Annotated in this window: 17 protein-coding genes; 10 read left to right on the forward strand and 7 right to left on the reverse strand. The window is 70.5% G+C overall.

All coding sequences use genetic code 11. The annotated features are described in order from the left end of the window. The first annotated feature begins 18 nt into the window (after positions 1-18). From BQ2383_RS05865 to BQ2383_RS05905, 9 genes are all read left to right on the forward strand, one after another. Positions 19-1,017 (forward strand): ABC transporter permease, encoded by a 999-nt coding sequence (locus BQ2383_RS05865; protein WP_091031028.1) that lies wholly within the window; start codon positions 19-21, stop codon positions 1,015-1,017. Further along, positions 1,014-2,945 (forward strand): dipeptide/oligopeptide/nickel ABC transporter permease/ATP-binding protein, encoded by a 1,932-nt coding sequence (locus tag BQ2383_RS05870; protein WP_091031031.1) that lies wholly within the window; start codon positions 1,014-1,016, stop codon positions 2,943-2,945. Before BQ2383_RS05865 ends, BQ2383_RS05870 begins: the two co-directional genes overlap by 4 nt. Beyond that, entirely contained in the window at positions 2,942-3,985 is a 1,044-nt protein-coding gene (locus BQ2383_RS05875) for an ABC transporter ATP-binding protein (RefSeq protein ID WP_091031034.1), read from the forward strand. The genes BQ2383_RS05870 and BQ2383_RS05875 overlap by 4 nt, the downstream gene beginning before the upstream one ends. A gap of 19 nt (positions 3,986-4,004) precedes the next feature. After that, positions 4,005-7,337, forward strand: coding sequence for a serine hydrolase (locus BQ2383_RS05880; RefSeq protein WP_091031037.1), 3,333 nt, complete (start codon positions 4,005-4,007; stop codon positions 7,335-7,337). After that, positions 7,337-8,440: a M20 family metallopeptidase gene (locus BQ2383_RS05885; RefSeq protein ID WP_091031040.1), complete on the forward strand. Its 1,104-nt coding sequence runs from the start codon at positions 7,337-7,339 to the stop codon at positions 8,438-8,440. Before BQ2383_RS05880 ends, BQ2383_RS05885 begins: the two co-directional genes overlap by 1 nt. After that, positions 8,437-9,306 carry a GNAT family N-acetyltransferase gene (locus tag BQ2383_RS05890; RefSeq protein ID WP_208617626.1) on the forward strand — a complete coding sequence of 290 codons (870 nt, stop codon included), beginning with the start codon at positions 8,437-8,439 and terminating at the stop codon, positions 9,304-9,306. Before BQ2383_RS05885 ends, BQ2383_RS05890 begins: the two co-directional genes overlap by 4 nt. After that, entirely contained in the window at positions 9,303-10,409 is a 1,107-nt protein-coding gene (gene menC, locus BQ2383_RS05895; protein WP_091031046.1) for an o-succinylbenzoate synthase, read from the forward strand. Before BQ2383_RS05890 ends, menC begins: the two co-directional genes overlap by 4 nt. A gap of 122 nt (positions 10,410-10,531) precedes the next feature. Then, a complete protein-coding gene (locus BQ2383_RS05900) occupies positions 10,532-12,202 on the forward strand; it encodes a helix-turn-helix domain-containing protein (protein WP_167381551.1) in 1,671 nt (556 codons plus the stop codon). A 218-nt stretch (positions 12,203-12,420) separates the two neighbouring features. Continuing rightward, complete coding sequence (locus BQ2383_RS05905) at positions 12,421-12,882, forward strand: Lrp/AsnC family transcriptional regulator (protein WP_091031302.1); 462 nt, start codon at positions 12,421-12,423, stop codon at positions 12,880-12,882. Positions 12,883-12,899: 17 nt separating this feature from the next. Here BQ2383_RS05905 and BQ2383_RS05910 read toward each other — a convergent pair whose 3' ends face one another. Genes BQ2383_RS05910 through rsmA form a run of 3 tightly spaced genes read right to left on the reverse strand, consistent with a single transcriptional unit; the run spans position 12,900 to position 15,764 of the window. Further along, on the reverse strand, positions 12,900-13,832 hold the full coding sequence (locus BQ2383_RS05910) for a 4-(cytidine 5'-diphospho)-2-C-methyl-D-erythritol kinase (RefSeq protein ID WP_091031050.1): 933 nt from the start codon (positions 13,830-13,832) through the stop codon (positions 12,900-12,902). A gap of 7 nt (positions 13,833-13,839) precedes the next feature. Next, the gene (mgrA, locus tag BQ2383_RS05915) at positions 13,840-14,907 is read right to left on the reverse strand and encodes an L-glyceraldehyde 3-phosphate reductase (RefSeq protein ID WP_091031052.1); all 1,068 of its coding nucleotides are present in this window, start codon (positions 14,905-14,907) and stop codon (positions 13,840-13,842) included. Further along, positions 14,904-15,764, reverse strand: a complete 861-nt coding sequence (gene rsmA / locus BQ2383_RS05920) for a 16S rRNA (adenine(1518)-N(6)/adenine(1519)-N(6))-dimethyltransferase RsmA (protein WP_091031054.1) — start codon at positions 15,762-15,764, stop codon at positions 14,904-14,906. The genes mgrA and rsmA overlap by 4 nt, the downstream gene beginning before the upstream one ends. A 67-nt stretch (positions 15,765-15,831) precedes the next feature. Between rsmA and BQ2383_RS05925 the strand changes: the two genes are divergently transcribed. Further along, complete coding sequence (locus BQ2383_RS05925) at positions 15,832-17,097, forward strand: MFS transporter (protein ID WP_244175910.1); 1,266 nt, start codon at positions 15,832-15,834, stop codon at positions 17,095-17,097. Here the strand turns inward: BQ2383_RS05925 and BQ2383_RS05930 are convergent. From BQ2383_RS05930 to BQ2383_RS05945, 4 genes are read right to left on the reverse strand one after another with little or no spacing between them, the layout of a single operon-like run. Continuing rightward, positions 17,076-17,954: a TatD family hydrolase gene (locus tag BQ2383_RS05930; protein WP_091031057.1), complete on the reverse strand. Its 879-nt coding sequence runs from the start codon at positions 17,952-17,954 to the stop codon at positions 17,076-17,078. The genes BQ2383_RS05925 and BQ2383_RS05930 overlap by 22 nt on opposite strands. A 3-nt stretch (positions 17,955-17,957) precedes the next feature. Continuing rightward, entirely contained in the window at positions 17,958-19,535 is a 1,578-nt protein-coding gene (gene metG, locus BQ2383_RS05935) for a methionine--tRNA ligase (RefSeq protein WP_091031060.1), read from the reverse strand. A 39-nt stretch (positions 19,536-19,574) separates the two neighbouring features. After that, entirely contained in the window at positions 19,575-21,116 is a 1,542-nt protein-coding gene (locus BQ2383_RS05940; protein WP_237682464.1) for a molybdopterin-dependent oxidoreductase, read from the reverse strand. Between the two features lie 22 nt (positions 21,117-21,138). After that, entirely contained in the window at positions 21,139-22,308 is a 1,170-nt protein-coding gene (locus BQ2383_RS05945; protein ID WP_091031064.1) for a glycoside hydrolase family 1 protein, read from the reverse strand. Positions 22,309-22,323: the final 15 nt, after the last annotated feature.

Genomic DNA, 22,323 nt, shown 5'->3' on the forward strand with positions numbered 1-22,323 from the left:
GAGAGCCGGAGGCAGCCGATGGCCAGCACCACCGCCACACAGGCGATACTGATCAGATCCGCACGGTCGGACAACCCCTGGGTGTCCTTCCTGGTCCGGCGCGGAGGGCAGTTCGTCCTGTCGGTGTGGGTGCTGGTCACGGCTGCCTTCCTCATGATCCACCTGGTGCCGGGCGACCCGGTCCGCGCCGCACTCGGGATGAACGCCCCGGCCGAGCTCGTCGAGGCCCGTCGCACGGCGCTCGGGCTCGACCAGCCGCTCTTCGTGCAGTACTTCCACTACATCGGCGGCCTCTTCACCGGCGACATGGGCACGTCGATGATCACCGGGCAGCCGGTCTCCGAGATCATCTCCACCCGCCTGCCCGCCACCCTGCAGCTCGCCCTGCTCGCCGTCGTGCTGGTGCTGCTGGTCTCCGTCCCGCTCGGGGTGACGATGGCCGTCGCGACCCGCGGCGGCCGGCGTCGCGGCCTCGAGCTGGCCTTCGCGACCGGATCCGTCATCCTCGCGGCGATCCCCGAGTTCCTCCTCGCCGTCGGACTCGTCTACTTCTTCGCGGTCTCTCTCAACTGGTTCCCCGTCGCCGGAAACACCGCCCCGTTCGCCCTCGTGCTCCCCGTGATCGCCCTCGCCGTCGCCCCCACTGCAGTGTTCTCGCGCATCATCCGGGTCGAGGTGCTGTCCGTCCTCAGCCAGGACTTCATCCGCACCGCCCGGGCCAAGCGGCTCGCGCCGCACCGGATCTACTCGCGCCACGCACTGCCGAACGCCATGACCGCGACCCTCACCCTCACCGGCCTGCTCCTGACGGGCATGGTCGCCGGCACCGTGCTGGTCGAGAACGTGTTCGCCTGGCCGGGCCTGGGCACCATGATCGTGCAATCGATCCTCACCAAGGACTACTCGGTCGTGCAGGGCATCGTGCTCGTCTACGGGATCGGAGTGCTCATCGTGAACCTGGTGGTCGACGTGATCCTCGCCCTCCTCGACCCTCGATCCACCATCCGGGAGGCATGATGTCGGCACGTACGGCATGGTCGGGCATCGTCCGCTCACCGCTGGGGATCACCGCGCTCAGCCTGGTCCTCCTCGTCACGCTCACCGCGATCTTCGCGCCGATCATCTGGGGCGCGCAGGCCGAGCAGGTGAATCCGACCGAGATCACCCAGGGACCGAGCGCCGCGCACCTGCTGGGCACCGACACCCTCGGTCGCGACGTGCTCGCCCGCGTGCTGGTCGCGACCCGGCTCTCGGTGGTGCTCGCGGTGATCGCCGTGATCATCGGCGTCGTCGCCGGCACGCTGCTCGGTACCGCACCGTCGGTGCTCCCCCGCTGGATCGGGCGCCCGATCGTCGGGTTCGTGAACATCGCGGTCGCCTTCCCCGGACTCCTGCTCGCGCTGTTCTTCGCGGTGATCTTCGGGGTCGGATCCACAGGCGCCGTCCTCGCGATCGGGTTCGCGATGGCGCCGCAGTTCGCGCGGCTCACCCAGACGCTGTCCGCGGCGATCGCCGGACGCGACTTCATCGACGCCGCGCGGGTCGCCGGGGTCTCGCGGTTCCGCATCCTCATCCGGCACATCCTGCCGAACATCGGCGAACCGCTCATCGTGAACGCCACCGTCTCCGCGGGATCGACGCTGCTCGCCTTCGCCGGACTCTCGTTCCTCGGCCTGGGCGTGCAGGTGCCCGAGTACGACTGGGGCCGGCTGCTGGGCGAGGGCCTGAACCGGATCTACCTCAACCCGGCGGCCGCGCTCGGCCCCGCCGTGGCCGTGGTGATCGCCGGACTCGCGTTCAACCTCCTCGGCGAGACCGCAGCGGCAGCCCTGGGTGGTCGCTCCGATCGCCGACGCCTCCGCCTCCCCGCCATCGTGCGCCCCCGAGCCGCTCAGCCCGCGCAGGTCGACGACGAAGAAGTGGTGCTCCTCGTCGACGATCTGCGCGTCTCCTTCCCGACGCCGAGCGGATGGGTCACCCCCGTGCGCGGCGTCTCGTTCACGGTCTCGCGCGGCGAAGCGATCGGCGTGGTCGGCGAATCGGGCTCCGGCAAGAGCCTCACCGCGTTGGCCGCCGCCCGGCTCATCGAGCGCCCCGGAGATGTCACCGCCGCACGACTGGACTTCTGCGGCACCCCGCTGCTGACGACATCCGACCGCGCGGTGCGGAGCCTGCTCGGCACCTCGCTCGCCATGGTCTTCCAGGACCCGATGACGTCGTTCAACCCGACGAGGCGGATCGGATCGCAGCTCGCCGAGGCCGCGTCGGAGCACCAGGACATCACCCGAAAGCAGGCGATGAATCGGGCGATCGAGCGCCTGCAGTCGGTGCGGGTGCCCGCCGCGGCACGACGCGCCCACCAGTACCCGCACGAGTTCTCCGGCGGCATGCGGCAGCGGGCGATGATCGCCATGGGGCTCATGAACCACCCGCGCCTCATCATCGCGGACGAGCCGACCACGGCTCTCGACGTCACGGTGCAGCGACAGGTGCTGCAGCTCCTCGCCGGCGTGCGCCGGGACACCGACGCCGCGATCCTGCTCATCAGCCACGACATCGCGGTCGTCGCACAGACCTGCGACCGCGTGCTGGTGATGTACGCGGGACGGATCGTGGAGGACCTGCCCGCGGCGACCCTCCACACCGACGCCCGGCACCCGTACACCCGCGCCCTGCTCGAGGTCGTGCCCGAGATCGACGCCGATCGCAGCGAGCCGCTGAAGATGATCCCGGGGCGTCCCCCGGCACCGGGCGCGTTCCCCACCGGCTGCGCGTTCGCCGCCCGTTGCCCGCTCGCCACCGAGCTCTGCCGGGAGACCGATCCCGAGCTCGTGGCGGATGCCGAAGGCCATCGGGTCGCGTGCTGGCATCCGGTCAGCGGCGAGACGGCGGTTCCGGTGACCATCGCCACGGTCGCCGAAGAGGAAGAGACGGTGCTGCGATGAGCGAACTGCGCTTCGACCGGGTCAGCGTGCGCTACGGCACGCACCGCGCAGGTCTCACGGCTGTCGACGACGTGACCCTCACGGTCCCGTCGGGATCCGTCGTGGGACTCGTGGGCGAGTCGGGTTCGGGTAAGTCCACTCTCGCCCGCGCCGCGATCGGCCTCGCGCCCATCAGCGAGGGCTCGATCACCCTCGACGGCGTGGACGTGCGCAGCTTCCGCCGTCGTCGCCCCATCCAGATGGTGTTCCAGGACCCGTTTTCCTCGCTCGACCCGCGCATGACGATCGGCGAATCGATCGCCGAGGCCCTCCCCCGCGACATCCGCGGAACCAGGGCCCGCCGCGCCGAGGTCGCCCGCCTGCTCGACCTGGTGAGCCTCGACGCCGACCGCGCACAGTCGCTCCCGTCGGCGCTCTCGGGCGGACAGCGTCAGCGCATCGCCCTGGCGCGGGCTCTCGCCGCCCGCCCCGAGCTCGTGATCGCCGACGAGATCACCTCCGCGCTCGACGTCTCGGTGCAGGGCTCGGTGCTCAACCTCGTGCGCGAACTGCGGGCGGAGCTCGACCTGACGATGCTCTTCATCTCGCACAACCTCTCCGTGGTGCGCTACCTGAGCGATCACATCGCGGTGATGTACCTCGGCCGCATCGTCGAGTTCGGGCAGACCGAGCAGGTGCTCGCCGACCCGCAGCACCCGTACACGCGGGACCTGCTCCAGGCGGCGCCGACCCGGCACGGGAACCTGTTGGCGGTCGACCCGCTCGCCCCTGTCGACGTGGAGCCCGCCGATCCGCATGCGCCGCCGAGCGGATGCCGCTTCCACCCACGGTGCCCGATCGGTCCTGCCGCTCGCCCCGACCGGCAGCTCTGCGTGATCGCGGAGCCTCCGCTGCCCACGGGTCCGGCGGGCGCAGCCTGTCATTTCGCGGGGCTGCCCGCGGATGCACCGATCGGGACTGTGCCCATCTCCCAAAGCATCCCCCTGGTTTCGGCCGCGACCACAACACCGACCCCGCTCTCAGCGGACACAGTGAACTGACCATCCGATTGGAGCTCCCATGAACCGTGTCACCGTCGACGACCTGCTCGCCGTCCGCACCCCCGAGCAACCGGCACTGTCACCCGACGGCGCCCGCATCGCCTTCGTGCTGCGGACGACCGACCGCGACGGCGACCGGGACACGCGCGCCCTGTGGCAGGTGCCGACCACCGGCGGTGACCCCGTCCCGCTCACGCACGCGACGGCCGACTCGACCCCGGTCTGGAGCCCCGACGGGTCGCAGCTCGCGTTCCTGCGCGCACAGGACGGCCCGGCGCAGCTCTGGCTGCTCCCGGCCGGCGGTGGCGAGGCCCGCGGACTCACGACTCTCCCGCTCGGTGCCGGCGCTCCGGCCTGGAGCCCCGACGGGACACGCGTCGCCTTCACCGCCCCGGTCGACAGCGCGGCGCTTCCCGGCGAGACCGCGGAGACCATCCTCGCCCGACGCTCAGCGCCGGCCTCGACCGACCGGCTGGGCTACAAGGCCGATGGTGCGGGCAACCTGGGCACGCTCGTGCAGCAGCTGCACGTGCTCGACGTCGACTCGGGGAAGGTGACGGTCCTCACCCGCGGCCGCTCCCACGCCTCCGACCCGTTCTGGTCGCCCGACGGCACGCGGATCGCCTACTCCGCGAGCGTCGAGGATGACGCGGATCTGACGATGCGCGTCCCCGTGTTCGTCCGCTCCGCCACCGATCCGAACAGCGAGGCCGTGCAGGTCAGCGCCGCCGATGTGCAGGCGACCGCGGTGGGCTGGACGCCGGACGGCCGCCATGTCGTCGCCGCCGGACGCACCGACACCGAGGTCGGCAACGCAGACCTCCTGCTGTTCCCGGTCGACGGCGGCGAACCGCAGAACATCACGCGCAGTCTCGACCGCAACGTGATGCCGGGTGGTCCCGGCTACCCGGGCGGCATGCCGCAGTTCACGGACGGCGGGGACCTCGTGTTCTGCCTCCGCGACAACGGCTACTCGCACGTGTACCGCGTCACCCCGGACGGTTCGGGCGCCACGGCCCTCGTGGACGGCACCGCGAACGTGTCAGGACTCTCGGTGGCGGCATCCTCCGCGGCGATCACGCTCGCGACGCCGGAATCCTTCGGCGACATCGCGGTGCTGGACCTCACGGATGGATCCACGCGTGTCCTCACCGACTACGGCACACCCGCATTCGATCTCCTCCCGGCGGAGGAGCGCCGTTTCACGATCGCCGACGGCACCGTCGTCACGGGATGGCTGCGCCGCGATCCCGATGCCGCGGGTCCGCTCCCGCTGCTGCTCGACATCCACGGCGGTCCGCACAACGCCTGGAACGGTGCCGCCGACCTCGTCCACCCGTACCACCAGGTGCTCGCGCGCCGCGGCTGGGCGATCCTCACCCTCAACCCCCGCGGCAGCGACGGCTACGGCGACGCGTTCTTCTCCGCGGTCTCCGGCGGGTGGGGCGTCAACGACGCGAACGACTTCCTCGAGCCGATCGACCAGCTCGTCGCCGAGGGCATCGCAGACCCGGCCCGACTGGCCGTGACCGGATACAGCTACGGCGGATTCATGACCTGCTTCCTCACGTCGCGCGACGACCGCTTCGCGGCGGCCGTGGGCGGAGGCGTGGTCACCGATCTCTTCTCGATGGGCGGCACCTCCGACTTCGGGCACTACCTCTCGGCGAAGGAGAACGGCGGGCTCCCCTGGCGCGATGAGGAGCGCCTCTCCGCGCAGTCGCCGTTCACGCAGGTCGACCAGGTCACCACCCCGACTCTGATCCTGCAGGGTGCGGCCGATGACCGCTGCCCGGTCGGTCAGGCCGAGCAGTGGTTCACGGCGCTGCGCGAGCGCGACGTGCCCACGCGCCTGGTGCTCTACCCCGGCGGCTCGCACCTGTTCGTGCTCTCCGGTCCTCCGTCGCACCGCGCCGACTATTCGCAGCGCGTGATCGACTGGGTCGAGCAGTACGCGCCGCCGGCCGGCACACCCGTGCGCGCCCGCCTCGACGCCCGTCATTGGCAGCAGCGACTCAGTGCGCTGGCCGCAGCGCACAAGGTGCCGGGCGCGACTCTCGGCATCCTGCGTCTCGGCGAGGAGCCGGTATATGCGCACCACGGCATACTCAACGCGCGCACGGGCATCGAGACCACCGACGACTCCGTGTTCCAGATCGGCTCGATGGGCAAGGTGTGGACGACGACCGCGATCATGCGCCTCGTCGATCAGGGTGTGCTCGACCTCGATGCCCCGGTCGTCTCGTACGTGCCGGAGTTCTCGTCCTCCGACCCGGAGATCACGCGGACAGTGACGCTGCGTCACCTCCTGAATCACACCAGTGGGATCGACGGCGACGTCTTCACCGACACCGGACGCGGCGACGAGACACTCGAGAAGTACGTCGCGCTCCTGGACGGCGTCGCGCAGAATCACCCGCTTGGTGCGACGATGTCGTACTGCAACTCCGGATTCTCGCTGGCCGGGCGCGTGATCGAGAAGGTCACCGGAACGACCTGGGATCAGGCCATGCGCGACCTCGTGTTCACGCCCCTCGGACTCACCCACTCCTCGACCCTCCCGGAGGAGGCGATCATGTTCCGGGCGGCCAGCGGGCACACCGTGGTCGACGAAGATGGTCCGCACCTCGCGCCCGCCTGGATGCTCCCGCGATCGATGGGCCCGGCCGGACTCATCAACTCCACTACGGCCGACGTGCTCGCCTTCGCCCGCATGCACCTGACAGGCGGACTGGCCGCCGATGGGACGCGCGTGCTGTCCGAGGCCGCCGTGGCGCGGATGCAGGAGCGTGAGGTGGACATGCCCGACCCGTACACGCTCGGAGACGCGTGGGGCGTGGGCTGGATCCTGTTCGACTGGAACGGCCACCGCCTCATCGGGCACGACGGGAACACGATCGGGCAGGCGTCGTTCCTGCGCATCCTCCCCGAGGAGGGCCTCGCGGTGACGCTGCTGACCAACGGCGGCAACACCCACGATCTCTACGTCGAGCTGTTCGGGGAGATCTTCCGCGAGCTGGCGGCGCTGGAGCTGCCGGCCGGCCTCACTCCGCCCGAGGAGCCGTTCACAGATGACTTCTCCGAGTTCGAGGGCGTCTACGACCGCTCGGGCGTGCGCACCGAGATCTTCCGCGACGAGAACGGCCTGCGTATGCGCACGACCCTGAATGGGCCGCTCGCCGCCATGCTTCCCGACCCGGTGCAGGAGCATCCGCTGGTGCCCGTCCGTCGCGGCGAGTTCGTGATGCGCCCCGAGGGTGAGCAGGCCTGGCACGCCGTGGTGTTCTATTCCCTGCCCGGCGGCGAGCGCTACCTGCACCACGGCGTCCGCGCGGCGCCGAAGGTGTCGTGATGCCGGTGCAGGCCGGCGTGGACCTCGACCTGGTCCTCGCCGACATCGAGACACTGGTCTCCTGCGAGTCGCCCTCCGATGACCTCGACGCCGTCGCCCACAGCGCCGATGTCGTCGCCGCCCTCGGCGAGCGCCTGCTGGGCGTCGCGCCGGAACGCATCGTCATCGACGGTCGTACGCATCTGCGGTGGCGGTTCGGTGAGCCCACGGTCCTGCTCCTCGGGCATCACGACACGGTGTGGCCGCTCGGCTCGTTGCGGCGGCATCCGTTCCGCATCGATGACGGCGTGCTCCGCGGTCCCGGATGCTTCGACATGAAGACGGGCGTGGTGATGGCTCTGCACGCCGTGGCCTCGCTCAGCGACCGCACGGGCGTCAGCATCCTGATCACGGGCGACGAGGAACTCGGCTCCCCCAGCTCGCGCACGCTGATCGAGCAGGAGGCGCTCGGCTGCGCCGCGGTGTTCGTGCTCGAGGCGTCGGCCGACGGCGGCGCCGTGAAGATCGCCCGTAAGGGGGTCTCGCTCTATCGGCTGCACGTCTCGGGGCGGGCGGCTCATGCCGGATTGGAACCGGAGCGCGGCGTGAACGCGGCGGTGGAGGCCGCGCACCTCCTCCTCGCGGTCTCCGAGCTCGGCGATGCGGCGGCGGGGACCAGCGTCACGCCCACGCTCCTGCGCGCCGGCAGCACCACGAACACGGTGCCGGCCGATGCGGAGTTCGCCGTCGATGTGCGGGTGCGCACGGTCGCGGAGCAGGACCGGGTGGATGCGGCGCTCCGCGCCCTCCCCGCCACGCTTCCCGGCGCCACGGTGCGCGTGGAGGGCGGTCCCAACCGTCGACCGATGGAGCCCGAGGCCTCTGCGGACCTGTTCCGCGCCGCCGTGGCGATCGCCCAGGAGGCCGGTCTGACGCCGTTCGAAGGCGTCGCGGTGGGTGGAGCGTCCGACGGCAACTTCACCGCGGCGCTGGGGGTTCCGACCCTCGACGGCCTCGGCGCGGTGGGCGGCGGAGCCCACGCCGATGACGAACACGTGATCGTGGAGATGATCCCGGAGCGCATCCTGCTCCTGCAGGGACTGATCTCCGGAGTAAGGGCATGAGCATGACGGATGCCGCAGCTTTCCGCGCCTCGCCGGAGGAGGCTGCCGACGCGGCGAGCGCCGCCGCGTCGAGGGCGGGGGTGGAGATCCGGTTGCTCGAGGACGTCGGGGACTTCGCCCGGGTGGCGGAGCTGTTCCAGAGCATCTGGACCAAGCAGGGCGAGACCTCGCCGGTCAACGTCGAGACCCTGCGTGCCCTGTCGAAGGCCGGCAGCTACGTGGGCGGCGCGTTCGAGCACGACGAGCTCGTCGGCGCCTGCTTCGGCTTCTTCGCGGCTCCGGATCAGCGCGCCCTGCACAGCCACATCGCCGGGGTCTCGGCACGGATGCGCGGTCGCAGCGTCGGCTTCGCGCTCAAGGTGCATCAGCGCGCCTGGGCGCTCGAGGAGGGACTCGACGAGATCTCCTGGACGTTCGATCCGCTCATCAGCCGCAACGCCCACTTCAATCTCGTGAAGCTCGCTGCGACGCCCACGTCGTACCACCGCAACTTCTACGGGCACATGGCCGACGCCCTCAACGGTGCGGACGACACCGACCGGATGCTCGTCACCTGGTACGTGCGCGATCCGCGCGTCGTCGCCGCCTGTCACGGGGAGCCCGCGCCTGCGAGAGAACACGACGGTGCGGCGCTGCTCAGCGTGGGCGATGACCTCGGGCCACTCCGGCATCGCACCGACGCGCGGCTCGTGCGTGTGGCGCTGCCGCGCGACATCGAGTCCCTGCGTCTCGCCGAGCCCGCCCGCGCGACCGCGTGGCGCCTGGCCCTGCGGGAGACGCTCGGATCTGCGCTGGAGGGTGGAGGGCGCGTGCTCTCGTTCGATCGCTCCGGCGCGTACACCATCGACAGAGGAGAACAGGGATGAAGCTCACCGGATTCGAGCTGCGTGTGATCGAGATGCCGTTGGTGTCGCCGTTCCGCACGTCGTTCGGCGTGCAGACCGTGCGCGAGGCGCTGATCGTGCGGGCCGTCACCGACGAGGCGGAGGGCTGGGGCGAGGGCGTCGCGATGAACGACCCGCTGTACTCCTCCGAGTATGTCGAGGCGAGCGTCGACGTCATCACCCGCTTCCTGCTGCCGGCGCTGGCGCAGGTGAAGGACCTGCATGCCGGTGGCGTGGCTCCGGCGCTCGCGAAGTTCAAGGGGCATCGCATGTCGAAGGCCGCCGTCGAGCTGGCGATCCTCGACGCCGAGCTGCGGGCCACGGGCGTGCCGCTGTCGCGCGAGCTGGGCGCCGTGCGCGACCGGGTCGACTGCGGCGTCTCGGTCGGCATCATGGACTCGATTCCCGAGCTGCTCGACGCGGTCGACGGCTACCTCGACGAGGGATACGTGCGCATCAAGCTGAAGATCGAGCCGGGCTGGGACATCGATCCCGTCCGTGCCGTGCGCGAGCGGTTCGGCGACGACGTGCTGCTGCAGGTCGACGCGAACACCGCCTATCACCGGGGCGACGCCCGGCACCTCGCCAAGCTCGATCCGTTCGACCTGCTCCTGATCGAGCAGCCGCTCGACGAGGAGGATCTGCTCGGCCATGCCCAGCTCGCGAAGGCCATCACGACCCCGGTGTGCCTCGACGAGTCGATCGTGTCGGCGCGTGCTGCGGCGGATGCCATCGCCCTGGGTGCCTGCTCGATCGTGAACATCAAGCCCGGCCGCGTCGGCGGCTACCTCGAGGCCCGTCGCATCCACGACGTGTGCGTGGCGAACGACATCCCGGTGTGGTGCGGCGGAATGCTGGAGACCGGGATCGGCCGGGCCGCGAACGTCGCCCTCGCCGCTCTCCCGGGCTTCACCCTCCCCGGTGACACCTCGGGCTCCGGCCGCTACTACTCACGCGACATCACCGAACCGTTCGTCGTCGAGGACGGCACGCTGACGGTCCCGACCGGTCCGGGCATCGGCGTGACCCCGGATGCCGATGCGCTGGATGCCGTGACGGTGCGCACGGAGTGGATCACCTTCTGAGCATGGGTTGATGTCCCGCGGGGCACGACGAGCCTGTCGAGATCGACCAACTGTCGATACGATTTCGTCGTGCCCCACAGTTCCGCGACCGGTGGTCGCCCCCTAGCCTGGGCCCTGTGCTCATGTCCGTGACGACAAGGCCCCGCGCCAGCCTCGGCCGGGTCATCGAAGACCTCGGCAACACCCTGCTCGAGGTGGTCAGCGGCGCGGCCGACGACGACGCCGAGATCGAGACCGTCGTCATCCACGACGTCCTCGACGATGCGATGCCGATGCGAGGCGCGCTCGTTCTGGGCGTCGGTCTGAGCGATCCGGATGAGATCGCGGAGCTGCTCCGGGTGCTCGCCGCGCAGCAGGCCTGCGCCCTGGTGCTGCGTGCGCCGGTGCGAGCCGAGCTGCCGGTGCGCGAAGCATCCGAGGCGTCCGGCATCCCCGTGCTCGCCCTCACCCGCGGCGCCTCCTGGGCGCAGCTGGCGGCGATGCTGCGCTCGTTGATCGCCGAGGGCGACGTCGGCGAACAGGGGGCCACGACACTCGGCGGGATGCCGTCCGGCGACCTCTTCGCCCTCGCCAACGCGATCGCCACCCTGCTGAACGCGCCGGTCACGATCGAGGACCGCAACTCCCGCGTCGTCGCCTTCTCCGGACGCCAGCACGAGGCCGATCCCGCCCGCATCGAGACGGTGCTCGGGCGGCAGGTGCCTGAGCGGTTCGCACGTCAGCTCGAGGAGCGCGGCGTCTTCCAGGAGCTCTACCGCAGCGTCGACCCGATCGACGTCGGCCCCGTGAACAACACCGAAGGACTCCCCTCGTTCCCGCGCGTGGCGCTCGCCGTCCGCGCCGGCGACGAGATCCTCGGCTCCATCTGGGCGGCCGTGCAAGAGCCGCTGTCCCCCGATCGCGTGCGGGCGCTCAAGGACTCCGCCGGGCTGGTCGCTCTGCACATGCTGCGGCTGCGGGCCGGCGCCGACGTCGAGCGCCGACTGCGCGCCGACCTGCTCGCCACGATCCTCGAGGGCGGCCCCGGAGCGGCGGATGCCACCGCTCGGCTGCGTCTCAGCGATCATCGTTGCGTCGTGCTCGCGCTGTCCGCCGCGGAAGAGGTCGACGACGAACCGTCCGCCGGCGCCCGCGGTGTGGCGGAGCGGCAACGGATCGCCGATGCCTTCGCCGTGCACCTGGGCGCCGTCTACCTCCGTTCGGCTGTCGCCATGATCGGCAACGTCGTGTACGCGGTTGTCGGCATCCGGCCGGAGCATTCCGACGCCGAGGCGGGCGCGGAGCACCCCGACGCCGACAGCCGCGCGGCCCGCGTCGCGACCGACTTCCTGGGCCGGCTCGGCGCAGCACGCGAGATCCGCATCGGCGTCGGCACCGTCGCAGAGGGCGCGGCGGGCATCCCCGCATCGCGCGCGAATGCCGACCGCGCCCTCCGAGTGGTCCGCCAGGCGCCGTCACACGAGCCCGTCGCCCGCTTCACGGCGGTGCAGATGGAGGCCCTGCTCGTCGAGCTCGGGGATCTCGTGCGCTCCCGTGGCGACCAACCCACCGGTCCCGTCGCTCAGCTGCTGGCGCAGGACCGGGAGAAGGGCACGCACCTGGTGGAGACGCTGCGGGCCTGGCTGGACGCGTTCGGCGATGTGGCCGTGGCCGCGGCGCGCGTCTACACCCACCCCAACACGTTCCGCTACCGGCTGCGCCGGCTGTCGGAGATCAGCGGACTCGATCTGACCGACCCCGAGGCCCGGTTCTCGGCCATGGTGCAGCTGCGACTGCTGCTCCCTCGGGACTGATATCCGATCGACGGCTGAGGCTCGTGGCCGGTCGCCGTCGCCACCCGGCGTGTGCGGCTTGTGGCCTTCCGTCGAGTGCGCGTGATGCCCGCTCGTGGCCGGCATCCTGCGTATCTGACAGATATCTCACCACGAGACGCGCATTCAGACCATAGAGTGATTTCTGATTGATCGATCCGATCAATCCTGACCCCGCGAGAAAGGCGATGGTGATCGAAATGGCCAACCTCGACGAGACCGACCGGAGAATCCTCGGAGTGCTCGACACCGACCCCCGCCGCCCGGTCGCCCTGATCGCCCAGGATCTGGGCCTCGCCCGCGGCACCGTGCACGCCCGGCTCGACCGGCTCGAATCCGGCGGGTATCTGCGCGCCCACAGCGCGCGCATCCTCCCGCAGGCGCTGGGACGCGGCGTCGCGGCCTCGATCCTCGTCGAGCTCGATCAGCACCAGATCACCGCCGCGATCGATGCGCTCAGCCGGGTCCCCGAAGTGCTGGAGTGCTTCGCCCCCGCCGGCGACACCGACCTGCTGCTGCGCGTCGTGGCCAAGGACCCCGACGACCTCTACCGCGTGGCTGAGGTCGTGCGCCTCTGCCCCGGCATCCTCCGCACCTCGACGAGCCTGTTCCTCCGCGAGGTCATCCCCTACCGGGTGAGTGCGTTGTTGCAGGCGGGGTGAGGCGCGGGAAGCGGGTGTCAGCCGATGATGCGCGCGCCCGGCACGGGGCCGTGCACGTGGAGCGGGTCGAGGCCGATCTCGCGCAGGGAGGACTGCACGTCCTGCGCCGTCTCGGGGTCGGGGCAGAGGAGGGCCACGGTGGGACCGGAACCCGACACGATCCCCTGCAGCGCACCCGCCGCGACGCCCTGTCGGATGGTCTCGGCGAGGTCGGGGCGCTCGAACAGCGCAGCGGCCTGCAGGTCGTTGAACAGGGTCTCGGCGAGCTGGGCGGGGTCGCCCGTCCGCAGCGCCTGCAGCACCGGGATCGGCACGTCGAGCGACAGCGGCGGGTCGTCGGCGAGGGCGCCCTCCTCCTCGCGCAGGATGTCGAGGCGCTCGTAGACGACGGGCGTCGAGAGTCCCTTGTCGCTCGGCACCAGGATCCAGTCGAAACGCCCGCGTGCGAGCGCCGGATTGAGCTGATCGCCGCGACCGGTGCCGACCGCGGTGCCGCCGTGCAGGGCGAACGGCACGTCGGCGCCGAGACGGGCGGCGAGGTCGTGCAGCCGGGCCTGCGAGAGCCCGGTCCCCCACAGCGCGTCGCACGCGACCAGAGCGGCAGCGGCATCCGCCGACCCTCCACCCATGCCGCCGGCGACGGGAACGCTCTTGCGGATCTCGAGCGCGACGCCGCCCTGGTGGTCGACAGCGAGTGCGAGCAGCTTGGCGGCGCGCATCGCCAGGTTGCGGTCGTCGAGCGGGACCGAGCCGATGTCCTCGACGCCTGCGACCGTGACCGAGAAGTCGTCGGCCGGGCGGGCGATCACGTCTTCATACAGCGAGACCGCCTGGAAGACCGTCGCCAACGCGTGATAGCCGTCGTCGTGCTTGCCGCCGACCCCGAGGTAGACGTTGATCTTCCCCGGGGCGCGCACGTGCACGGAGTCGGTGAACGCGGCGTGGCTCATGATCGGATCACAGCTCCGAGGACTTCGCCCACAGGTTCACGTCGATCGCCCCGGCGAGCTCGTCGATGCGGGTCAGCTCCTCCGCGGTGAAGTCGGGGCCGTTGACGGCGGCGATGTTCTCGTCGAGCTGCTCCGGGCGCGAGGCGCCGATCAGCGCGGACGCGACGACCGGGTTGCGCAGCGTCCACTGCAGCGCCAGCTGCGCGAGCGACTGTCCACGGCTCTGCGCGACCTCGTTCAGCGATCGCAGGGTCTGTACGGCCTCATCCGTGAGTCGCCCATCCGGCAGCGAGCCGCGCTTCTGGGCGCGCTCGGCCGTGCCGTCGCCGAGGTACTTGTCGGTGAGCAGCCCCTGCGCGAGCGGGGTGAAGGCGATCGCGCCCAGGCCCGACTGCTCGAGGGTGTCGGTCAGACCGTCTTCGACCCAGCGGTTCAGGATCGAGTACGCCGGCTGGTGGATGACCAAGGGCGTGCCGAGGTCCTTGGCGACGGCGACGGCCTCGGCCGTGCGCTCGGCGCTGTACGAGGAGATGCCGACGTAGAGGGCCTTGCCCTGGCGCACGAGCGTATCGAGCGCACCGACGGTCTCCTCGATCGGAGTGACCGGGTCGACGCGGTGCGAGTAGAAGATGTCGACGTAGTCGAGGCCCATGCGGGTCAGCGACTGCTCGGCGCTCGCGAGGATGTACTTGCGGCTCGCGAAGTCGCCGTAGGGGCCGGGCCACATGTCCCAGCCGGCCTTCGACGAGATGATCAGCTCGTCGCGGTACGGGCGGAGGTCCTCGGCGAAGATGCGTCCGAAGTTCTTCTCGGCCGAGCCGTAGGGCGGGCCGTAGTTGTTCGCCAGGTCGAAGTGCGTGATGCCGCGGTCGAACGCGTGGCGCAGCAGTGCGCGCTGGTTGTCGAGCGGGATGTTGTCGCCGAAGTTCCACCACAGCCCGAGCGAGATCGGGGGCAGATACAGACCGGACGTGCCGACCTGGCGGTAGGCGAACTGCTGATAGCGGCTCTCGTCCGCCGCGTACGGGCGGTGCAGCTCGGGGACATCGGGGCGGAAGCGCGGGGAGTCGGTCACGGTGCCAGATTAGTCCCTGGTGCATGCTGCGCGATGCGCTGGTAGTCCTCGACCGTGAGGTCTTCGCCGCGGGCCGTGGGGGCGACGCCGGCGGCGATCAGCACCTCGGACGCCACCGCTGAGCTGCCGAAGATCCCCGACAGTGCCTGGCGGAGCATCTTGCGGCGCTGGTTGAACGCGGCATCCACGATCTTGAACGTGCGGCGACGCTCGTCCTCGGTGCCGCGCTCCCCCTCGGAGCGGTCGAAGCCCACGAGCAGGCTGTCGACGTTCGGCACCGGCCAGAACACCTGGCGCGAGACGTTCCCGGAGAGCTTCCACTCCCCGTACCAGGCAGCCTTGACGCTGGGCGAGCCGTAGATCTTCGACCCCGGCTTCGCGGCCAGACGCTCGGCGACCTCGGCCTGCACCATCACCACACCGCGCTGCAGGTAGGCGAAGTTCTCGAGGAAGTGCAGCAGCACCGGCACCGAGACGTTGTAGGGCAGGTTCGCGACCAGCACCGTGGGCTCGCCCGGCAGCTCGGTGATGCGCAGCGCATCCGCATCGACGACGGTGAGCCGGTCGGCCTCGACGCCGTGCTCGGCGGCGGTCTGCGCGAGCCGAGCCGCGAGACGGTGGTCGATCTCGACGGCCGTGACGGATGCCCCGGTCTCGAGGATCGCCAGGGTCAGGGAACCCAGCCCCGGACCGACCTCGACCACACGCTCGTGCGGTTGCACACGGGCCGCCTGCACGATCTTGCGGACGGTGTTCGCGTCGGTGACGAAGTTCTGGCCGAGCTTCTTGGTCGGAGTGACGTCGAGCTCGGCGGCGAGTCGGCGGATCTCGGAGGCGCCGAGCAGGGTGACGGTCATCCTGCCATTGTCCCCTACTCTCCCGGTGTCCCCCGCCGATGTCCCCCGCCGTCAGTAGTCTTCTCTGGTGCCTTCCCTCGGTGAACTCGTCGCGCCCCGCCGCATGGGCCGCGACTTCCGCTGGCTCCTCGCCTCGTCGTGGACCAGCAACATCGGCGACGGCGTGGCACTCGCGGCCGCTCCCCTGCTGATCGCGTCGATGACCTCGTCGCCGATCCTGGTGGCATCCGGCGCGATCCTGCAGTTCCTCCCGTGGCTGCTGTTCGGGCTGCACGCGGGTGCGATCGCCGACCGCTTCGACCGCCGCCGCCTGGTCATGTTCGCCAACGCCGCGCGGGCCGTGGTCCTCCTCGCCCTGTGCGTGTTCCTCGTGACGGGCGTCGCGAACATCTGGATCGTGCTCGCGGTGGCCTTCCTCTACGGCACGGCCGAGGTCTTCGTCGACACGGCGGGCAGCACGCTGCTGCCGATGCTGGTGAAGCCCGCCGACCTCGGCATCGGCAACGCCCGCCTGCAGGCCGGATACCTCGTCGCGAATCAGTTCGCCGGGCCGCCGCTGGGCGCCTTCCTGTTCGCCGCGGGCACCGCCTGGCCGTTCCTGCTCGAGGTCGTGTGCGTGAGCTTCGCGGTCGTGCTCATCTCGCGCATGGCGAAGACGCCCGTCCCTCCTCGCGAGACCGACACGCATCCGCCCGTGCACACCGACATCGCCGAGGGCATCCGCTGGCTGTGGCGCAATCCCCCGGTGCGCATGCTGGTGCTCATCATCCTGGTCTTCAACATCACCTGGGCCGCCCCCTGGGGCGTGCTCGTGCTCTACGCCACCGAGCACCTGCACATGGGCGCGGTCGGCTACGGAGCGCTCACCACGGCATCCGCGGCGGGCGGCATCCTCGCCACGCTCAGCTTCGGCTGGCTGGAGCGGCACGTGTCGTTCGCGACCCTGATGCGGGTGGTGCTCTCGCTCGAGGTGCTCATGCACCTGTCGTTCGCGCTCACCACCACGGGCTGGGTGGCGCTGATCATCATGTTCTTCTTCGGCGCCTACGCGTTCGTGTGGGGCACGATCTCCACGACCGTGCGGCAGCGGCTGGTCCCCGCCGAGCTGCAGGGGCGCGTGGCCTCGGTGAACATGGTCGGGGTGTTCGGCGGCATGGTCGTCGGCCAGGCGCTCGGCGGCGTGATCGCCCAGGTCTGGGGCCTCACGGCACCGTGGTGGTTCGCGTTCGTGGGCGCGGCCCTCACGCTGCTGCTGGTGTGGAAGCCGATCTCGCAGATCGTGTCGGCGAAGCCCGTCGCCGATCCGGAGAGTCAGTCGGCGAACGAGCCGTAGACCCGCAGGGTGTTCTCGGCCAGCTGGGCGCACAGCTCATCGACCTCGATACCGAGCTCGGCCGCCATGAAGCGCACCGTGATCGGCACGAGGTAGGGCGCATTCGGACGACCCCGCAGCGGCACCGGAGTGAGGAACGGCGCGTCCGTCTCGACCAGGATGCGATCGAGCGGGGTGACCTTCAGCGCATCCCGCAGGTTCTGGGCGTTCTTGAACGTCACGTTTCCCGCAAACGACAGGTGGTACCCCGCATCGGCGCAGACGCGCGCCATGGCGTCGTCGCCCGAGAAGCAGTGGAACACCGTACGTTCGGGGGCGCCGACGCGGGTCAGGGTCTCCAGCACCGCATCGTGCGCGTCGCGGTCGTGGATCTGCATGGCGATGCCGTGCTTCTTCGCCAGCGCGATGTGCGCCTCGAACGAGGCGAACTGCGGCGCCTGCCGCTCGGGCTCGGTGCGGAAGAAGTCGAGCCCCGTCTCGCCGATCGCCCGGGTGCGCGGGTGGGCGGCGAGTTCGTCGATCACCGCGAGAGCCTCATCGAGGCGGCCCTCCTCCGCATAGGTCGGCGCGTCGTTCGGGTGGATGGCGACGGCGGCGAGCACGCGCGGATCGGATGCTGCGGCCTCGACCGCCCACCGCGACGACTCGATGTCGCCCGACGCCTGCACGACGCCGGCGATGCCCACCGCCGCCGCCCGATCGAGCTGCTCGGTCAGCGACAGCGGGTCATCACCGTCGACGATCTCCAGGTGCGCGTGGTTGTCGTACACCGGGACCGTGAGCGGCTCGGGGGCCGCCGGATACTTCAGATCCTTGCGTCCGTCGCCGTCACGGCGCTGCACATACGTCCCCGACATGGCTCAGGCCGCGGCCTCCACCCGGGGGAACAGCGGTGCGAGACCGTTGACGCTGGTGCCGGGGCGCAGCACGCCCCAGGCTCCGGCCTCGCGGATCGGCTGGTCCTGCAGACGGCCCAGGGTCTCGGCGGCACCGAGTGCGACCCAGAGCTTCTCGGTCGACTGCGGCATCACCGGCGACAGCAGCACGGCGAGCGCGCGCAGTCCCTCGGCGCAGGTGTACAGCACGGTGCCGAGGCGCGCGCGCTGAGCCTCGTCGCGGGCCAGGGCCCACGGCTCGTTCTCGGTGATGTAGCCGTTGAGCGCGTCGACGATCGTCCAGATCGACGAGATGGCCTCGTCGATGCGGAACTGCGCGACCGCGGCATCCGCGTTCGACGCCGCATCCGCCACGATCTTCTGGATCGCGAGATCCTTCTCGGTGTATTCGGCCGCGGGCGGCACCACGCCTTCGAAGTACTTCTCGATCATCGCCGTGGTGCGCGAGGCGAGGTTGCCGAAGCCGTTCGCGAGCTCGGCCTGGTAGCGAGCCGACAGGTCTTCCCACGAGAACGACCCGTCCTGACCGAACGCGATCGCGGAGAGGAAGTAGAAGCGGTACGCGTCGGAGCCGAACACGTCGGTGATCTCGGTCGGCGCGATGCCGGTGAGCTTCGACTTCGACATCTTCTCGCCGCCGACCAGCAGCCAGCCGTGCGCGAAGACGCCCTGGGGCACCTCGAGGCCGGCGGCCATCAGGAGGGCGGGCCAGATCACCGCGTGGAAGCGCAGGATGTCCTTGCCCACCACGTGGTACGCGGGCCAACGGCGCTCGAACGTCTCGTCGTCGGAGCCGTAGCCGACGGCCGTGGCGTAGTTGAGCAGGGCGTCGACCCACACGTAGATGACGTGCGACTCGTCCCACGGCAGCGGGATGCCCCAGTCGAAGGTCGAACGCGAGATCGACAGATCCTTCAGGCCCTGGCTCACGAACGACACGACCTCGTTGCGCGCGGAATCCGGGCGCACGAAATCGGGCTGCGTCTTGTAGAGCTCGAGCAGACGATCCTGGAACTCGCTCAGCTTGAAGAAGTAGTTCTTCTCCTGCAGCAGCTCCAGCGGCTTCGAGTGGATGGCGCAGACCTTCAGCCCCTCGAAGGGACCGGTGCCGTCGACGATCTCCGACTCGGGCTTGAACTCCTCGCAGCCCACACAGTAGAGCGCCTCGTACTCGCCGGCGTAGATGTAGCCGCGGTCGTAGAGCCGCTGGAAGAACGTCTGCACGTTCGTCTCGTGGCGCTCCTGCGTGGTGCGGATGAAGTCGTCGTTGGCGACGTCGAGCGTCGTCAGCAGCGGGAACCAGCTCTCGGTGACGAGCTTGTCGACCCACTCCTGCGGCGTCACGTTGTTGGCCGCCGCGGCGCGCAGCATCTTCTGGCCGTGCTCATCGGTGCCGGTGAGCATCCAGGTGTCATCCCCCGCCTGGCGGTGCCACCGTGCGAGCGTGTCGACGGCCACCGTCGTGTACCCGTGACCGATGTGCGGCACGTCGGAGGGGTAGTAGATGGGCGTGGTGATGTAGAAGGATTCGCCTGCGGGCATGGAGCAATTCTAGGTGTCCGGGCACCGGAGGTTACGCGCTCAGGCCACCGAGACGTCGATGCGGTGCCATCCCTGCGCGCCGTCGGGTGCCGGCGGCGCCGGATCCGATGTCTGGGTCTCCCCCTCGACACTGAGCGCCCGGCATTCGACGGTGTGCGATCCGCTCTCCGCGGTCCACGCCAGACTCCACTGCACCCACGTGTCGGCCGAGATCGCGGTTGCGAGCTCGGCCCGCTGCCACGGCCCGTCGTCGATGCGCACCTCGACCCCGGCGATGCCGACCTGCTGCTGCCACGCCATCCCCGCGATCACGGTGTCTCCGGCCGGAACGGACTGGCCTCGACGCGGCACGTCGATGCGGGACTGCAGCTTGATCGGGCCGCGCTCGGACCATCCCCGTGTGGTCCAGTACGCGGTGGCCCGGTCGAAACGGGTGACCTCCAGCTGCGTGACCCACTTCGTGGCGGACACGTATCCGTACAGCCCGGGGACCACGAGTCGCGCCGGGAACCCGTGTTCGATCGGCAACGGCTCGCCGTTCATGCCGACGGCCAGCAGCGCGTCGCGGTCGTCGGTGAGCGCCTCGATCGGAGTGGATGCCGTGAAGCCGTCGGACGAGGTCGACAGCACCATGTCGGCGTCGGGGTCCACACCCGCGCGCGCGAGCAGCTCGCGCACCGGAACGCCCAGCCAGCGGGCGTTGCCGATCAGCGATCCGCCGACCTCGTTCGACACGCACGCGAGAGTGACGTCGGACTCCTGCATCGGCAGCGCGACCAGCTCGTCCCACGTGAGGCGCACCTCGCGGTCGACCATCCCGTGGATGCGCAGCGACCAATCGGCCGGGTCGATCCGAGGCACGATCAGTGCGGTGTCGATGCGGTAGAACTCGGCGTTCGGGGTGACGACGGGAGCGAGGCCGGGGATCTCCAGGTCGGCGCCGGCAGGGACCGGCGCCGCCGCTCGCGCCGGCTTGGGCAGCCGCAGCGCGTCACGGACCACCTCGATCGAGCGGCTCGCCCCACGTGCGACGTTCCCGACGATCAGGAGCACGAGTCCGGCGGCCGCGGCACCGGTCGTCCAGATCAGGAACCGGCGCCGGTCGATCTCGTCGGGGGTGATTCCGGCGACGGGCCGGAGCCGCTGCACCAGCATCCGCACGACGATCACCGCGACGAGACCGGCGACGAGGCCGGGGAGCCAGGCGAACGGCCCCGCACCGGGGCGGATCATCGCGGCCACGACGGCGAGCGCGCCGAGGGCGGCGAGGATCACGGCCCCGATCGGAGGGCGCCGCAGCTCCAGGACGCCGGCGAGCGCCGCGACGACCGCGAGGACGATGGCGACCCCCACGATCAGGGCCACCTTGTCGCCGGTGCCGAACAGCGCGATGGCCGCGTCTTTCGCCCAGCTCGGCGCGAGATCGATGAGTCCGCTGCCGATCACGGCGAACGGGCTCGCACTCGGCTCCACGATCGCCGCGACGAGTTCGGCCAGGCCGACCGCGACGACGGCCGCGCTCAGGCCCGCGGCTGCGGATCGGATCCGGTCCTGCCGCGTCGCGGGCATCGCGTGCGTCATGACCTGAGCGTAGCCCCCGAAGTCAGAGCGCGTTGCGGCGCGCGACCTCACCGAGCCAGGCCAGCGAGGGCTTCGGGGTGCGCACGAACGTCTCGCGGTCGAAGCCGATCAGCCCGAAGGTGGGGGCGAAGCCGCTGGCCCACTCGTAGTTGTCCAGCGCGCTCCAGTGCTGGTACGCCCGCACGTCGATGCCGTCGGAGATCGCGCGGTGCAGTCCCTCGAGCGCACCCTGCGTGTAGGCGATGCGACGGGTGTCGTCGGAGGTCGCGATGCCGTTCTCGGTCACGAGCACGGGCACGCCGCCGCTGCGCTCCCACGCGCTGCGCACGCCGAGCTCGAGCGCCTCGGGGAAGAACTCCCAGCCGGTGAGCGTGGTCTCCACGTCGGACGACACCGGGAGCGGACCCTCCGGCCCGATGAACGTGCGCGTGTACGCCTGCACACCCACGAAGTCGTCGCCGGCCGACTGATCCAGGTACCAGTGGTCGCGCGGGTCGCCGTACTCGGCCAGCATCTCGTCGGCACCCGGCTCACCGGTGGAGTGGAACGCCTGCGTGGCGATGGTCCAGCCGGCCTTGACCCCCGGCACCGAGTGCAGGATCTCGGAGGCGCGGTGGTGTGCGTCGAGCAGGGTGTCGGCCACGGCGAGGTCGGGGTTCGGGAGGCCGAACGCCACGAGGTTCGCGGCATCCTCTCCCCCGGCCAGCATCGCGGCGATGTTCGGCTCGTTGATGGTGCAGACGTACTCGACGCCGTCGAGGATCGGCAGCACGGTCTCGACGTAGCGGGCGAACAGGTCGACCGCGTCGTCGGCACGCCAGAAGCCGTCCTTCTGGAACCACTGCGGCACCGTGAAGTGCATGAGCGTGATCGTCGGGTCGAGCCCGTTCTCGCGCGCCGTGTCGATCATGCGGCGGTAGTGGTCGAGCATGGCCCGGGAGACGAAGCCGCGCTCGGGCTCGATCCGCGCCCACTCCACCGAGAACCGGTAGGAGTTCAGCCCGGCGGCGGCCAGCAGCCGCATGTCCTCCGGGTAGCGGTGGAAATGGTCGGCCGCGTCACCGGAGGGCTCGACCATCGGCGAGCCGGGGGCGTGTTCCATCGCCCACCAGTTGCTCGTGGTGTTGTTGCCCTCCACCTGGTGGGCTGCTGTCGCGGCGCCCCACAGGAAGCCGTCGGGGAATGCGAGCACGAATGCTCTCCTCTC

This window comes from Microbacterium oxydans (assembly GCF_900095745.1).
Classification (GTDB): domain Bacteria; phylum Actinomycetota; class Actinomycetes; order Actinomycetales; family Microbacteriaceae; genus Microbacterium; species Microbacterium oxydans_B.

Bases quoted from the DNA above. Each gene is read 5' to 3' on its own strand.
- metG (WP_091031060.1), bottom strand. From the start codon at position 19,535: ATGCCCGCAGGCGAATCCTTCTACATCACCACGCCCATCTACTACCCC.
- BQ2383_RS05905 (WP_091031302.1), top strand. From the start codon at position 12,421: ATGGCCAACCTCGACGAGACCGACCGGAGAATCCTCGGAGTGCTCGAC.
- BQ2383_RS05940 (WP_237682464.1), bottom strand. From the start codon at position 21,116: ATGACGCACGCGATGCCCGCGACGCGGCAGGACCGGATCCGATCCGCA.
- menC (WP_091031046.1), top strand. From the start codon at position 9,303: ATGAAGCTCACCGGATTCGAGCTGCGTGTGATCGAGATGCCGTTGGTG.
- BQ2383_RS05880 (WP_091031037.1), top strand. From the start codon at position 4,005: ATGAACCGTGTCACCGTCGACGACCTGCTCGCCGTCCGCACCCCCGAG.
- BQ2383_RS05930 (WP_091031057.1), bottom strand. From the start codon at position 17,954: ATGTCGGGGACGTATGTGCAGCGCCGTGACGGCGACGGACGCAAGGAT.
- BQ2383_RS05890 (WP_208617626.1), top strand. From the start codon at position 8,437: ATGAGCATGACGGATGCCGCAGCTTTCCGCGCCTCGCCGGAGGAGGCT.
- BQ2383_RS05900 (WP_167381551.1), top strand. From the start codon at position 10,532: ATGTCCGTGACGACAAGGCCCCGCGCCAGCCTCGGCCGGGTCATCGAA.
- BQ2383_RS05870 (WP_091031031.1), top strand. From the start codon at position 1,014: ATGATGTCGGCACGTACGGCATGGTCGGGCATCGTCCGCTCACCGCTG.
- BQ2383_RS05865 (WP_091031028.1), top strand. From the start codon at position 19: ATGGCCAGCACCACCGCCACACAGGCGATACTGATCAGATCCGCACGG.
- BQ2383_RS05875 (WP_091031034.1), top strand. From the start codon at position 2,942: ATGAGCGAACTGCGCTTCGACCGGGTCAGCGTGCGCTACGGCACGCAC.
- BQ2383_RS05885 (WP_091031040.1), top strand. From the start codon at position 7,337: ATGCCGGTGCAGGCCGGCGTGGACCTCGACCTGGTCCTCGCCGACATC.
- BQ2383_RS05910 (WP_091031050.1), bottom strand. From the start codon at position 13,832: ATGAGCCACGCCGCGTTCACCGACTCCGTGCACGTGCGCGCCCCGGGG.
- rsmA (WP_091031054.1), bottom strand. From the start codon at position 15,764: ATGACCGTCACCCTGCTCGGCGCCTCCGAGATCCGCCGACTCGCCGCC.